This is a genomic window from Achromobacter sp., from assembly GCF_036567245.1.
Classification (GTDB): domain Bacteria; phylum Pseudomonadota; class Gammaproteobacteria; order Burkholderiales; family Burkholderiaceae_B; genus Achromobacter.
This window is the reverse complement of sequence record NZ_DATCUY010000713.1, coordinates 26,826-39,912: the sequence shown is the minus strand read 5'-3', so window position 1 is coordinate 39,912 and position 13,087 is coordinate 26,826. Positions and strand designations below refer to the sequence as shown.

The 13,087-nt window shown below is 63.4% G+C and carries 12 protein-coding genes, 1 tRNA gene and 1 pseudogene; 9 read left to right on the top strand and 5 right to left on the bottom strand.

Annotated elements, in window-relative coordinates:
- Both VIR09_RS30980 and VIR09_RS30975 read left to right on the top strand, forming a co-directional pair.
- Positions 1-1,221, top strand: a 1,221-nt coding sequence (locus VIR09_RS30980; protein WP_332016352.1) for a 3-hydroxyacyl-CoA dehydrogenase family protein, incomplete at its 5' end; no start/stop codon positions are given.
- Positions 1,222-1,313: 92 nt separating this feature from the next.
- A complete protein-coding gene (locus VIR09_RS30975; RefSeq protein WP_332016351.1) occupies positions 1,314-1,742 on the top strand; it encodes a PaaI family thioesterase in 429 nt (142 codons plus the stop codon).
- A gap of 79 nt (positions 1,743-1,821) precedes the next feature.
- Here VIR09_RS30975 and VIR09_RS30970 read toward each other — a convergent pair whose 3' ends face one another.
- On the bottom strand, positions 1,822-2,796 hold the full coding sequence (locus VIR09_RS30970; RefSeq protein WP_332016350.1) for a tripartite tricarboxylate transporter substrate binding protein: 975 nt from the start codon (positions 2,794-2,796) through the stop codon (positions 1,822-1,824).
- A 257-nt stretch (positions 2,797-3,053) separates the two neighbouring features.
- On the opposite strand from VIR09_RS30970, the gene VIR09_RS30965 reads away from it, so the two are divergent.
- Genes VIR09_RS30965 through VIR09_RS30955 form a run of 3 tightly spaced genes read left to right on the top strand, consistent with a single transcriptional unit; the run spans position 3,054 to position 6,031 of the window.
- Positions 3,054-4,235, top strand: coding sequence for a CoA transferase (locus VIR09_RS30965; protein ID WP_332016349.1), 1,182 nt, complete (start codon positions 3,054-3,056; stop codon positions 4,233-4,235).
- A 23-nt stretch (positions 4,236-4,258) separates the two neighbouring features.
- Positions 4,259-5,227, top strand: coding sequence for a tripartite tricarboxylate transporter substrate binding protein (locus VIR09_RS30960; RefSeq protein ID WP_332016348.1), 969 nt, complete (start codon positions 4,259-4,261; stop codon positions 5,225-5,227).
- A 12-nt stretch (positions 5,228-5,239) separates the two neighbouring features.
- The gene (locus VIR09_RS30955; RefSeq protein ID WP_332016347.1) at positions 5,240-6,031 is read left to right on the top strand and encodes an enoyl-CoA hydratase; all 792 of its coding nucleotides are present in this window, start codon (positions 5,240-5,242) and stop codon (positions 6,029-6,031) included.
- A 43-nt stretch (positions 6,032-6,074) separates the two neighbouring features.
- Here the strand turns inward: VIR09_RS30955 and VIR09_RS30950 are convergent, their stop codons facing one another.
- On the bottom strand, positions 6,075-6,989 hold the full coding sequence (locus tag VIR09_RS30950) for a LysR family transcriptional regulator (protein WP_332016346.1): 915 nt from the start codon (positions 6,987-6,989) through the stop codon (positions 6,075-6,077).
- Between the two features lie 32 nt (positions 6,990-7,021).
- Complete coding sequence (gene cls, locus VIR09_RS30945) at positions 7,022-8,479, bottom strand: cardiolipin synthase (RefSeq protein WP_332016345.1); 1,458 nt, start codon at positions 8,477-8,479, stop codon at positions 7,022-7,024.
- 182 nt (positions 8,480-8,661) lie between these two features.
- Here cls and VIR09_RS30940 point away from each other — a divergent pair.
- Together VIR09_RS30940 and VIR09_RS30935 are read left to right on the top strand one after the other, a co-directional pair.
- Positions 8,662-8,737, top strand: a tRNA-His gene (locus VIR09_RS30940).
- A gap of 111 nt (positions 8,738-8,848) precedes the next feature.
- On the top strand, positions 8,849-8,989 hold the full coding sequence (locus tag VIR09_RS30935) for a hypothetical protein (RefSeq protein WP_332016344.1): 141 nt from the start codon (positions 8,849-8,851) through the stop codon (positions 8,987-8,989).
- 143 nt (positions 8,990-9,132) lie between these two features.
- On the opposite strand, the gene VIR09_RS30930 is transcribed toward VIR09_RS30935, so the two are convergent.
- Positions 9,133-9,513, bottom strand: a complete 381-nt coding sequence (locus tag VIR09_RS30930) for a hypothetical protein (protein WP_332016343.1) — start codon at positions 9,511-9,513, stop codon at positions 9,133-9,135.
- 269 nt (positions 9,514-9,782) lie between these two features.
- Here VIR09_RS30930 and VIR09_RS30925 point away from each other — a divergent pair, with 269 nt between their 5' ends.
- On the top strand, positions 9,783-10,754 hold the full coding sequence (locus VIR09_RS30925) for a class I SAM-dependent methyltransferase (RefSeq protein ID WP_332016342.1): 972 nt from the start codon (positions 9,783-9,785) through the stop codon (positions 10,752-10,754).
- A 785-nt stretch (positions 10,755-11,539) separates the two neighbouring features.
- A pseudogene (locus VIR09_RS30920) lies at positions 11,540-11,943 on the top strand (IS3 family transposase); the annotation flags it as partial.
- A gap of 35 nt (positions 11,944-11,978) precedes the next feature.
- On the opposite strand, the gene VIR09_RS30915 reads toward VIR09_RS30920, so the two are convergent.
- Positions 11,979-13,076 carry a S24 family peptidase gene (locus tag VIR09_RS30915; protein WP_332016341.1) on the bottom strand — a complete coding sequence of 366 codons (1,098 nt, stop codon included), beginning with the start codon at positions 13,074-13,076 and terminating at the stop codon, positions 11,979-11,981.
- Positions 13,077-13,087 lie beyond the last annotated feature (11 nt).

The window sequence follows — 13,087 nt, the reverse complement described above, 5'->3', positions numbered from 1 at the left end:
GGCAGCGCGGGCCGGATCGGCCGGGTGGGCATCCTGGGGGCCGGCACCATGGGCGGCGGCATCGCCATGGCGTATGCCAATGCCGGCTACGCGGTGACGCTGTACGAGCGCGACCAGGCGGCACTGGACCGTGGCATGGGGCTGATCCGCAAGAACTACGAAATCACCGCCGCCAAGGGCAAGCTCGATGCCGCTGGCGTCGAAGCCCGCATGGCCCGCATTGCTTCCAGTCTGGACATGCAGGATCTGGCGCAGGCGGATCTCGTCATCGAAGCCGTGTTCGAGGACATGGCGGTCAAGCAGGCCGTATTCCGGCAACTGGATGCGGTGTGCAAACCCGGTGCCATCCTGGCCACCAATACCTCGCGCCTGAACATCGACGAGATAGCGGCTTGCACGGCGCGCCCCGAGGCGGTGATCGGCCTGCATTTCTTCAGCCCGGCCAACGTCATGAAGCTGCTTGAAGTGGTGCGCGGCGCGCGCACCGCCGCAGACGTCATCGCTACCTGCATGGCGGTGGCGCAGCAAATCGGCAAGATTCCGGTGCTGGTCGGGGTATGCGAAGGCTTCGTCGGCAATCGCATGCTGACGGGATACTGGCGCGAGGCAGGCTTCCTGCTGGAAGAAGGGGCCAGTCCGCAGCAGATCGATGGAGCGCTTACGCGCTTCGGCATGGCCATGGGGCCGTTGGCCATGGCCGACCTGGCGGGCATGGACATCAACTGGGCCACGCGCAAGCGGCTGGCGCCCACCCGTCCCGCGCATCTGCGCTATTCCAAGGTTGCGGACCGCATCTGCGAACTGGGTCGCTTCGGCCAGAAGACCCAGGCAGGGTATTACCGCTACGAGCCGGGCAGCCGCCAGCCGCTGCCGGATCCCGTGGTGGACGGCATCATCGAGGCATGCGCGCGCGAGGCCGGCATCGCGCGGCGGCCGGTCAGCGATGAGGAAATCGTCGAGCGCTGCATGCTGGCGCTGGCCAACGAAGGGGCCCGCATCATCGAGGAAGGCATTGCGCAGCGCGCCTCGGACGTGGATGTGGTCTATGTCCATGGCTATGGCTTTCCGGGCGCGCGCGGAGGCCCCATGTTCTATGCCCAGACGCTAGGTCTGGCCAAGACGCTGGAGAAAATCCGGGTGTTGCAGCGTGACCACGGCGGACATTGGGCGCCCGCAGCGCTGCTCGAACGGCTGGTGCAAGAGGGCAGGACCGCATTCTGACGCGTCCGCGCCATGGTCATGGCCGCGCCCGGCGTCATGCCGGCCGCGGCCTTCTTTGCGATACTGTATTCCCCCAGACATAGATCCCAGCCATGACAGACTCCATACCTTCCGGTTTTGCGCCCTGGCGCCCGAGCAGTCCCTTCATGGCGCATCTTGCCGAACTTGGCGCGCTGTACAAGCGCGACAGCGACAACGTGCTCGCGTTGCGCCTGGGCCTGGCCCACACCAATATGCATGCCATCGCCCACGGCGGATTGCTGGCCACCCTGGCCGACAGCGCGCTGGGGCACACCATCGCCACCCGGGCGCAGGTGTCGGTCGTCACCGTGCAGATGTCGGTGGAGTACATGAACCCTGTCAAACCCGGGGACTGGCTCGAGGCGCACGTCCAGATCGACAAGCAGGGCAAACGCCTGATCTACGCCACCTGCCTGCTGCAGGTGGAAGGCCGCGTCATGCTCAAGGCCAACGCGGTGTTTGCCGTGCGCGCGGCGTCGACGCCGGCGTCGGACGGCTGACGTCCTGTCCCGCAGAGACGGGACAGGACGCTAACGCCCGCGCCGACACGTAAGCGCGGCCAGCGTCGCTCGGCTGCGCCTACTCCACCTTGACGCCGGTGGTCTGAACCACATTGCGCCATTTGGCGGTTTCGTCCGCGACGAAGCCGCTGACCTGTTTCGGTGTCATCGGACCTAGCGGCTCGCTGTTCTGCCCGGCCAGGCGCTGAACCATTTCGGGCGAGTTCATGATCTGGTTGGTCGCTTCGTTCAGCTTGGCCACGATGGCCGGGTCGGTGCCGGCCGGCGCGTAGAAGCCGAGCCAGGTGTAGACGTCCAGGCCGGGCGCGCCCGATTCCGCGAATGTGGGCAGATCCGGAAACAGCTTGCTGCGTTCGGCGCTGGCGACGCCGATGGGACGCAGCTGTCCGGACTTGATGAAGGGCGCCACGCTCATCGCGTCCTGCACCGCGACCTTGAGTTCGCCCGAAACGACTGCGTTGGTGGCTGGTGACGCGCCCTTGTAGGGCACGTGTTCCATCGGCACGCCGGTAATCTTCTTCAACCATTCGCCGCCCAGATGGGTGGATCCGCCGAATCCCGCCGAGCCATAGGGCACGCCAGGCTGCGACTTGCCCCAGCTGAGGAACTCGGGGATGGTCTTGACCGGCAGGCCCGCGTTGACCACCACCAGATTCGGCGCGCGGGCGAGAATCGAGATGGGTGCGAAGTCCTTGATCGGGTCATAGCGGACCTTGTCGTTGACCGCCGGGCCGATGACATGGCCGGTGGCGCTGACCAGCAAGGTGTAGCCATCGTTCTTTTGGCGCGCGACCAGTTCCGTGCCTATCTGTCCGGCTGCTCCCGGCTTGTTCTCGACCACGAAGGTCTGGTTGAAGCGTTTGCCCAGTTCCGCCGACAGCAGGCGGGCGACGATGTCGGTCATGCCGCCGGGGGCGAAGGCCACCACGACGGTGACAGGATGGTCGGGATACTCGGCGTGGGCGGCGCCCGCCGCCAGGCTGCTTGCGAGCAGCGCGCCGAGCGCGCCGCGTCGCAGGATGTTGCGGATCATGGTTGTCTCCTGGAGTCTTGTCGTAAAGGCGGCGCGACTGCCGCCACGCCTCCGTGTGGGCAGTATGGAGGCGGCCTGCGCATTACTCCATCCGAAATATTCGAACCCAACTTTCGCGGTTTTCTAAAGGACTGCGCCGGTCCGCAGGGCGCGCCTGCCGCTTGAATACCGACGAACACAGCGTTCGAAACATTCGACTCCTCACTGCGCAAGGCGGCCTGCATACTTTTCCGGACCGCTTGAATCACGGAGAAACTATGCTTCACAATGCCTTGCGCGGCGTCAAAGTCGTGGACCTGTCGCGCATCCTCGCGGGGCCATGGTGCACGCAGAACCTGTCGGACCTCGGCGCGCAAGTCGTCAAGGTGGAACATCCCGACCGCGGCGACGATACGCGCGGCTGGGGGCCGCCAGACCTGCGGTCCGCGGATGGCCGGGCCTCCATGTCGGCCTACTTCATGGCCTGCAACCGCGGCAAGCAATCCGTCGCCATCGACTTCTCCTCGGAGGCAGGCGCCGCCCGTGTGCGCGAGCTGGTCGCCGATGCCGACATCCTGGTCGAGAACTACAAGGCCGGCGGCCTGCGCAAGTACGGGCTCGACTATGCCTCGCTGGCTGGCGTCAACCCGCGGCTCATCTATCTGTCCATCACCGGCTATGGCCAGTCCGGCCCCCTGGCCGGCAAGCCGGGATACGACTACGTGTTCCAGGGCATGGGCGGGCTGATGAGCTACACCGGACAGCCGGATGGCACGCCGGGCGCGGGGCCGCTGCGCACGGGCGTCGCGGTGGTGGACCTGATGACGGGCATGTACGCCACGTCCGCGGTGCTCGCCGCCTTGCGCCAGCGCGACCAGACCGGACGAGGCATGCCGCTGGACATTTGCCTGCTTGACGTCGCGGTGGCGCTCAATGCCAACCAGGGCGCCAACTACCTGGTCTCGGGCGAGGCGCCCAAGCGCAGCGGCAACGCGCATCCGAACTGCGCGCCCTACGAGGTCTTCGCCTGCGCTGACGGCCATTTGATCCTGGCGATAGGCAACGACGGCCAGTTCGCGCGCTTCAGCGGCGTGGCGGGCCATCCCGAATGGGCAGCCGACGCGCGCTACGCGACCAACAGTGCGCGCCTGGCCCACATGGACAGCCTGCGGCCCCTGATCGCCGAAACCTTGGCGGCCGCGGCGCGCAAGCGCTGGACGGACGCCTTCGACGCGGCGGGCGTGCCCTGGGGGCCGATACACACCCTGGATGAGGTCTTCGCGCATCCGCAGGTGCTGCATCGTGGATTGCTGCAGACCGCCAATCATCCTGCCCTGGGAGAGGTGCACCTGGTGCGCAATCCCATGCTGGCCGGCACCCCCGCCGAAGCGTTGGGGGCGGCGCCGCCGCTGTTGGGCGAACACACGGCAGCGGTGCTGCCGGATCCCGCATTGCAGTAGCCCCCCCCCGAGGAGACAAAACAATGAGACTTTCCCGATTCCGCCTGGCGACTTGCCTCTGCCTGATCTTGCCAGCCATGGCGGCCGCCGAGTACCCCGACAGGCCCATCCGGCTGGTCGTCCCCTACGCCGTGGGAGGCACGACGGACATCATCGCCCGCGTGGTCGGCGGCAAGCTGGGCGAGCAGCTCGGCCAATCCGTGGTGATCGAGAACCGGCCCGGCGCCGGCGGCAGCATCGGCTCGGCCTATGCCGCCAAGCAGCCCGCCGACGGCTACACGCTGGTGATGGCGGTCGAAAGCTCGCTGGCGGTCAATCCGAACGTCTACGCCAAGAGCGCCTACGATCCCGTCAAGGATTTTGCGCCCATCAGCAACCTGGCCGACGTACCCAATGTGCTGGTGGTGAATCCGTCGCTGCCCGCGCAGGATCTGGCGGCGTTCCAGCAGTTGCTGAAGGCATCGCCCGACAAGTACGCCTTTGGCTCGTCCGGCAACGGCGGCCTGAGCCACATGAACGGAGAGCTGTTCCTGAAGACCACCGGGACCCGCATGCTGCACGTTCCCTATAAAGGGCTCGGGCCGGCGCTCAATGATCTGGTGGCAGGACAGGTGCAAGTCGTATTCGACAACATCCCGTCTTCCTATCCGCTGATCCAGGCCCAGCGCATTCGTCCGCTGGCCGTGGCGGCCAAGCGCAGGCTCAAGGTATTGCCTGACGTTCCGACCTACGCCGAGGCCGGCTTGCCGGCCATGAACAATCCGTCATGGTTCGGCTTGGCCGCGCCCGCCGGCACGCCGCCCGCGGTGCTGGACAGACTGAACGCAGCCGTGCGGCAGGCGTTGGCGGATCCTGCCACCGCGGATGCCATCGAGAAGCAGGGCGCCGTGCCCAGTCCGATGTCGCGCGACGAGTTCGGCGCGCTGATCACGCAATCCTACGGCCACTGGAAAACGGTGGTCGAGGACATCAAATTTGAAAAGATGCAATAACAAGGAGGCTTCATGAGCACCAGATCCCACGTCATTCCCCATGCCCGGGCCGAGATAGAGGAGTCCGGCATCGCCACGCTGACCATGCTGGACGCCGGCGCGCTTAACATCCTGAGCACGTCGGTGGTGGACGGCCTGCGAGACGCGCTGGCCTGGCTGCGCGCGGACGAGTCGGTCCGCGTGCTGGTGCTGCGCGGCGCCAGCGACCGCGCCTTCGTCGCCGGCGCCGATATCGCGGAAATGGCCGCGCTCGACGAGCAGACGGCGCGGCGTTTCATTTCGAACCTGCGAGACCTCTGCAATGACGTCCGCCATTTCCCGGCGCCCGTCATCGCGCGCATTCCAGGCTGGTGCCTGGGAGGCGGCCTGGAGTTTGCCCTGGCTTGCGACCTGCGCGTCTGCGCCGATCATGCGCAGTTCGGCATGCCCGAGGTGAAGGTGGGCATACCCTCGGTGATCCACGCGGCGCTCATGCCGCGCTTGATCGGCGCCGCCAACAGCGCCTGGATGCTGCTGACCGGCGATCTGATCGATGCCCGGCGCGCGCAGGACTGGGGCCTGGTGAACGCCGCGGTGCCTCAGGCCGAGCTGGACAGCGCCATCCGCAAGCTGGCGGAAGGATTCGCCGCGCTGGGGCCGGCCGTGTTGCGCCAACAGAAGAAGCTGCTGCGCCGGTGGGAGACCCTGCCGGTGGACGAGGCGATCGAGGACAGCGTCGCTGAATTCGCCGTGGCGTTCAACACCGGCGAACCGCAAAAGTTCATGAACGAATTCCTGGAAAACAAGCGCCGCGCCAAAGCTTGATCCGTTGCGGCTCGCGCCGGGAGGCCTGGTTCCTGACGAAGAATCAGTCCTGCTCGCGCGTGGCCGCCACGATAGGATCGTCGAGCAGGTACTCCGCGACCTGTTCGACGAAGGGCGAGGGCGGCACCCCCGCCTGCGTGACGAGCGTCAGTTCGCGCAAGGCCCAGGGTTCGCTCAGGGCCACGGCCGCGATCCGCTTTTCGCGCAATGCGTTGGCGGCCACGCTGCGCGGCACCAGGGACACGCCCACGCCCGCTTCCACCATGGACAGCACCGCGTCGAAAGTATGCACATGGATGCGTACCTTGGGCGTCTTGCCGGCCAGCTTGGCCATGTCGCACAGGAAGACGTAGTTGCTGCTGGTGCGGCTCATGCAGACAAAATCCAGGTCCAGCACAGCAGGGAAGCGCACGGGAGAGCTTTCCACCACGGGGTGGTTCAAGGGGGCGGCGATGATCAGTTCGTCGACCGCATAGCGCGTGGCGTTGACGCCGGCGGACTTGGCGCGGCCCGCGAAGATGCCGATGTCGGCTTCCTGGCCGGCGATGGCCGCCTCGATGGTGTTGCTGGAGCGCTCTTCAAGCAGGATGTTGACGTTGGGATTGGCCGACAGGAAACGGCTCAGGCTGGGCACGATGAAGCCGTTGAGGGAGCTGCTGTTGGCGAACAGCTTGACGCTGCCCTTCAGGCCGCTGGCGAAGCCGCTGACCTCTCCGTGCATGCGTTCGACTCCGGCCAGCAGCGAGCGCACATGCTTGAGCACGAACGTCCCTTCCGCCGTCAGTTCCATGCCGCGGGCTTCGCGCTTGAACAGCGGCACGCCCATCGCGAACTCCAGGTTCTTCAACCGGTAGCTGGCCGAGGACGCGGTCAAGTGCACGGCATTGGCTCCGCCTGACAGGCTTTTCGCCTCGGCGATCGCGAGGAACAGGCGGAGATCGGTGAGTTCGTAGCGCATCGCGCAAGATTACCGTAGTTGCGGCGGCATCGTCACAAGTAGGGCGTGGCCAGCCAGATCACCTTGTTGCGCAGGCGCTTGGCGAACGGCGCGCTCAGCAGGTTTTCCAGTGTTTCGCGTTGGCCTTGCGCGATCAGGCCGTCGACCCGCGCGCCGATCCAGCGCGCCACGCTCGGATCATAGATTTCGGTGTCCAGCTCGAAATTCAGCCGCAGGCTGCGCGGGTCCAGATTGGACGAGCCCACATAGGCCCAGGCGTCGTCCACCGTCATCAGCTTGGAATGGTCGAACGCGCCGTGCGAGCGCCAGACCCGGCAGCCCGTGCGCACCACCTGGTCCAACTGGGCCGTCATGGCATAGTCCACCAGCCGCAGATTGTTCTTGCCGGGAATCACGATATCCACCACCACGCCGCGCCGCGCGGCCGTGGCCAGCGCCCCGATCAGCGTCTGGTCGGGCAGGAAGTAGGGCGACTGGATGCGCACATGGCGTTGCGCCACCGCCAGCGCGCCCAGCAGCATATTGTGCGTGCTGCCCAGGGCGCGGTCAGGGCCTGACGGCACGCAGCGCATCGGCACCTCGCCCGTGGGCGGCAAAGCCTCGGGATCGAACCAGGGCCTGGCCGGCAGCGATTCGTGGGTGGTGAAGTTCCAGTCGTGCGCAAACACCGACATCAGCTGCGTCACGATCGGCCCCTCCACGCGGAAGTGGGTGTCGCGGTTGGTGCCGTCGCCCGCCAGCGCGCTGACAAAGGCCGCGCGCACATTCATGCCGCCGGTAAAGCCCACGCGTCCGTCGACCACCAGCACCTTGCGGTGGCTGCGCAGATTGGCATAGGGCATGCGCAGCACGCCCAGCGGATTGGTCATGAAGCGCGCCACCGGCACCCCGCCGCGCGACAGCATGCGCACAATGGGTGGGCGGGAATACTTGGATCCGATGGCGTCGATCAGCACCCGTACCTCGACGCCGCGCTCGCGCGCCTCGATCAGCGCCTGCGCCATCTCGCGGCCTATGGCGTCGTTGTCGAAGATGTAGCTCTGCATCGCCACCGCGTAGCGCGCTTCGCGGATCGCCTGCAGCATCGCGGGATAGGCCTCGTCGCCGCCGGCCAGCGGCCGCACCGCGTTGCCGCCCAGCAGGCGGAAGCGGCTGACTCGGTCGCCCAGCACCTTCAGCGACGAGAACTGCTGGCCCGAGATCGGCGCCACGTCCACGGGCGCGGTCTCGACCTGCTCCGCGTCCACCACCATCGCCTCGTCGCGCTGCTGCGACAACCGCGTCTTGCGGATCCGGTTGATGCCCGCCACGAAATAGAACAGCGCCCCGAACAGCGGCGAAAATAGCGCCACCCCCACCCAGCCTATGGCCGCCCGCACGTCCTGCTTGGTCATCGCGGCATGCACCGCCGCGCCCGTTCCGGCCACGATGCTGATGCCAAAAACCAGATGGGGCCAATAATCGATCAAGATTGCGTGTATGCAGTCCATGGCGATGGCGTAAGCGCGGCCTCCGTAGATGATCAATGGCGAAGGATAGCAAGGCGGCCGGCCATGGCAAGTGGGGAAGTGGCGGCTGTTTTCACATCTTCAAAAAAACGTGCTAGAATTCGGCCTCTTCGTTGTTGAGCAGCTTTCAAAGAGGCGCGGCAAGGAAGAAAGCAGTACCAGAGGTGGCTGTAGCTCAGTTGGTAGAGTCCTGGATTGTGATTCCAGTTGTCGTGGGTTCGAGCCCCATCAGCCACCCCAAGAATTTCTTAGAAAACAGCCGCTTAGAGCGGCTTTTTTCTTTTCTACGCCCATAGAACTCATAATTAATCAGGCGCTTTCTAATTCCCTGGAACGTCGGAGTTCCTCCAGGTGAAGTATTTCCGCACGCTGGCGCCCGTTGATCCCAACCATCAGGCCGATCAGCGCCGTCCTGTAATTGCCTTCGCCGCGTTTCTTGGCAATTCCCAGGAAGGTATTGACCTCGATATTTTCAGGCTTCCGCGATCTTGAGCGCTCAGGATTTTTGGATACGCCATGATATGGGTTTGACTGCGCGCCTCTCCCCCTGATGCGCATCCCATCGAGGGAAGTCGAGGCATACCCGCCCGGCCTGCAGATCCTTAGCCTTGCACTCAGCCAGGACTCTATCGGTATCAAAGCCATGGTATTTCGATTATGGTGTAGCAGGTATCCTTGTGGCGTCCATGTTTCACATAGACGCGCAGAGCCAGATGATTGTCGGTACGTTTCCTGCCCAACGGGCCAGCTCCGCTGCTCCGCTGTTGGGTTCTGTGCGCGTCTCGGCTGAGGATGCTTGAATGCCGAGGTGCTTCGATGAATTCGCGAACGCCTGGCGCCATCTCTATGTCTGGATGTCCGTCGTTGCGCTGTACTACGCCTTGGGGCGCACTGCCGTCGCGGCGATTCGGGTCATCTTCAAAGGTCAAGTCCCGGAAATAGCAGGAATCCCACCACTGCCAGTCCCAATTGCCAAATGCCGCTGCGAGCGTCAGCAGGCTGTCACCCACATCCATGTGGCGCGTCGCCTCGCTGGCCGATACTCGGGGGCGAGACGAGGCGTCAGCCAAGCCAGCCGGACTTTTGAGCCAGGAACCGGACCAGCCACTGGATGAACCATGCTGCAACCTATTGAATCTTCACACCTAGGCAGGCGTCAACGCCGCTCAAGGTTAGTATTGTTCCACCTAACGTAGCCATAGAGAGCGCCGCCATGCATGCCGCAGAAATATGCGTATACGAAGAGCCTGACCTATTGAGCCGAGTTACAAACGACGGCGAGCGCATGATCACAGGCAACCTTTGGGGCTACTGGGCTCATCTGTCGATCTATACCTTTGCGCTGCCATGGGTCAAGGGGCTACATGTCCTGGAGGCAGGCACGGGGGCAGGCTACGGGGCGGACTATTTCATGCGAAATGGGGCAGCTTCCGTGGCGGGTTTCGACGCTAGTTCAGACGCCGTTTCGTACGCTAAGGCTCGCTATCCGACGCCCGGTCTTACATATGAGGTTGCCGACCTCAATAAAGGCTTGCCTACTGAAGCAAAAAAATTCGACGTGGTTTTCAGTTCGAATGTTTTTGAGCATGTTGCTCAGATTGATACGCTCATTGCCGGCTGTACCCGGGTGTTGAAGGACGGAGGGGTGGCAATAATTGCGGTGCCTCCGGTGATCACAGAGTATGTCCTTGAAAGGGATATTCGCAATCATTTCCATGTCCACCACATACCACCGTCGGCGTGGCATGCAAAGTTGAGCCGCTTTTTTGAGAGCGTGGTGTATCACCGGCATCTTGGGGCGGGAGAATATTCCAGCGATAAGCGGGAGCAGGAACAAATCAACTTGCCAGCCGATCAGGTGACTATAAGAGAGACTGATTTCGAATTTCCACAGTGCGACGTGAGCGAGATGGACAGGATGTCTTGCATCACATCAATCTACGTTTGCACTGGTGTCAGATCTTCGTTTCTGCCAGAAACCATAGCTGAGCGTACCAAGGCAGAATGGGCCGAGGGCGCCGTGGCTGCCAAGGTGATAGCGGAGGGTGCTAATAGGCTGAAGGCTGCGGGCGACGAAAACAAAGCCCTGTCAGAAGAGTTGGCGCGCCTCCGGATTGCGCAGACTTCCGAGAATCGGCGGCAGGGAGCTGAGGTTTCGCAATTAAGATATGAGCTCTCTGCCATGAAAAATTCCAAATCTTGGAAGATCACTGGACCACTTCGTTCAATGATGTCAATGGTCAAGCGCGGCAAATAAATGGCCTAGCCATGCAACCTGTGGTGGTTTAATTTTGGTAGACGCCCATTTAGGTAAAACCTAGGCGGTGAGCCATGATCAAGATAAAGCGGCGTGCTTTTACGGCCGAGTGCAAGCTCGAAGCGGTCGGAATCGCTACAGACAAGGGGCTAGGCGTACCTGAGGTCTGACGCGTGAGGCACATTTGAGATCGGTCTGGAAGCGTCGGTTTATCGCTACCACGATTACCGACGGAGGTAAGCCCGCGTTCAATCATGTTCTGGATCGGCAGTTCGATGTTGAGCAGCTGTCCGACGACAATGCGAATTCTCAGCCTGTCGGTCGCGCCGAGATGAACGGCATCCTCAGCGAGGTCATCGAAGGATTGGGTGAGATGTAGCTAAACGGGTTTGCAAAATGGCAGGCAGCGTCGTCCGGTGCCGGGGCTGGCGGCACGTCAGTTCACGACTACACAAGCGCGTTCCCGTCGGCAACGGGCAGTTGTTGGTGAGGGGGAGGGGGATTCGGAATTCTCTCCACCAATCTCTCCGTGCGGAATGGGCTGCTTATTATCTTCGGGGCAGCATTGGTTGTATATGCAGCTAAGCCCGGCGCGTTCGAACGAATCTTCAGTTCTCCGTTGGTGCAGTTCTTGGGGCACATCTCGTACTCTCTGTATCTTGTTCACTTGCCGTTGCTTCTGAGTGTTGCTTGCGGGACATACCTGTGGCTTGTAGGTCATGGATTCGGTAGGGTGGGTGCGGCATCGGTCGCAATCGTGGTGTACACATTTACAACGCCGCGCAGAAAAAGCGCGGATAGTGCTTGGGCTGAGGCAAGGCCACGATCTGGCATTGTTGTTGAGGGTGGCGGAACTGCCACGCAGCACGTTCTACTACCAAGTGAAAGCTCTGAAGGCCGGCGATCGGCATGCTGATCTGAAATCACGAATTCATGCTTTCTACGACCGTCACAAGGCCGCTACGGCTACCGACGCATCACGGCAGCACTGCGCCAGCTGGAAAGGCGATTAATCTATAAGACGATGCAGAACCTAATGCAGGCTCTGCGATTGAAGTCGCTGGTCCGTCCGAAGAAATACCGTTCCTACCGAGGGCAGCAGGCTAGTGTTCCCAACATCTTGGCTCGCCAGTTCCTGGCCCAGCGGCCCAATCAGAAGTGGGTGACCGACGTGACCGAGTTCAATGTCTCGCTTACCCGCAAGACGAGGCCCCGCCGCTCCCGTCATTCAGGCCGCCACTGCCCCGCCTCATCATCCCGCAGCCGCGCACCCGCCCACACGACCCGCCCCAGCACCCGCACCGATGCCCCGTTCTCCAGCGGTATGTCATCGTGCAAGGGATTGAACGACCGCGCCACCCATTGCCCGGCAAGCCGTTCCCTGGCCACCGTCTTCACGATCATCTTACCGTCATAGTTGATGGCATAGACGCCGCCGGCGGCAATGTCACGCAGCGTCAGGCTTTCGTTGGGAACCACCAGCAGGGCGGCGCCGTCACGGATGACGGGTTCCATGCTGTCGCCCTTCGCGTATACGACGCGGCCCTTGCCGTTGTCCGCGCCTACCGACCGCAGGAATGACTTGCGGAACTGGATCATGCCAGTCTGTTCTTCGGCGTGGTTCTCGATAGGCTCGCCCGCCGCCAGGCGCACGTCCGCCAACTCGGGGACCTTCTCGAATCTGTCGTTTGCCGCCGGCGGTTCGCCCACGCCCACATTGGCCACCACGCCAGTCTGCGTGCTGATCCGGACCCGGCCTTCGCGCTCGGTCTGGTGCGTGGTCTTGCCGCCTTCCCAAGGCGCCGGGGGCAGGCCATCGATGCGCAGGGGGAATTCGTCGCGCGACAGATAGGTGTCTATCAGCGAGTCGCTGCGCAAGACCGTCGGCATCTGCGGCGCGGCAGGGGTAGGCGAGACATCGATTCCCAACTTCAGTTGAGCGATCGCCAATGCAAGCGCGCCCTGCAGCTTGTTCAGCTGGTCCGGCGGCAAGGCGCGCACTTGTTCTTCCGGAATGCCAGGGAAGGGCCAGGGCGCCGGGGGAACTGCCAGCGCAGCGGCCGCAAGGGATCCATCGCGTGCAGGCAGCTTCGGGGCGGTGCCGTCATACAGCCATTGCGCATTCACGCGCAGGAGTGGGGCAACCTTCATGCAGGTCGCCATATCCATGCCGTTGGAGCCATTGAACCAATGCGTCGCGGCGCCGGAGGAGGCGCCCGCTGCCTTCCATAGGTCGGTCTTGGTCAGGCGTGGTTCGGCCGCGTCCGCCCGGCGGGCCGCTTCCTCGTTGAACGCCTGTGTGATTCGCTTCTGAAAGGTCATCTTAGGATGCT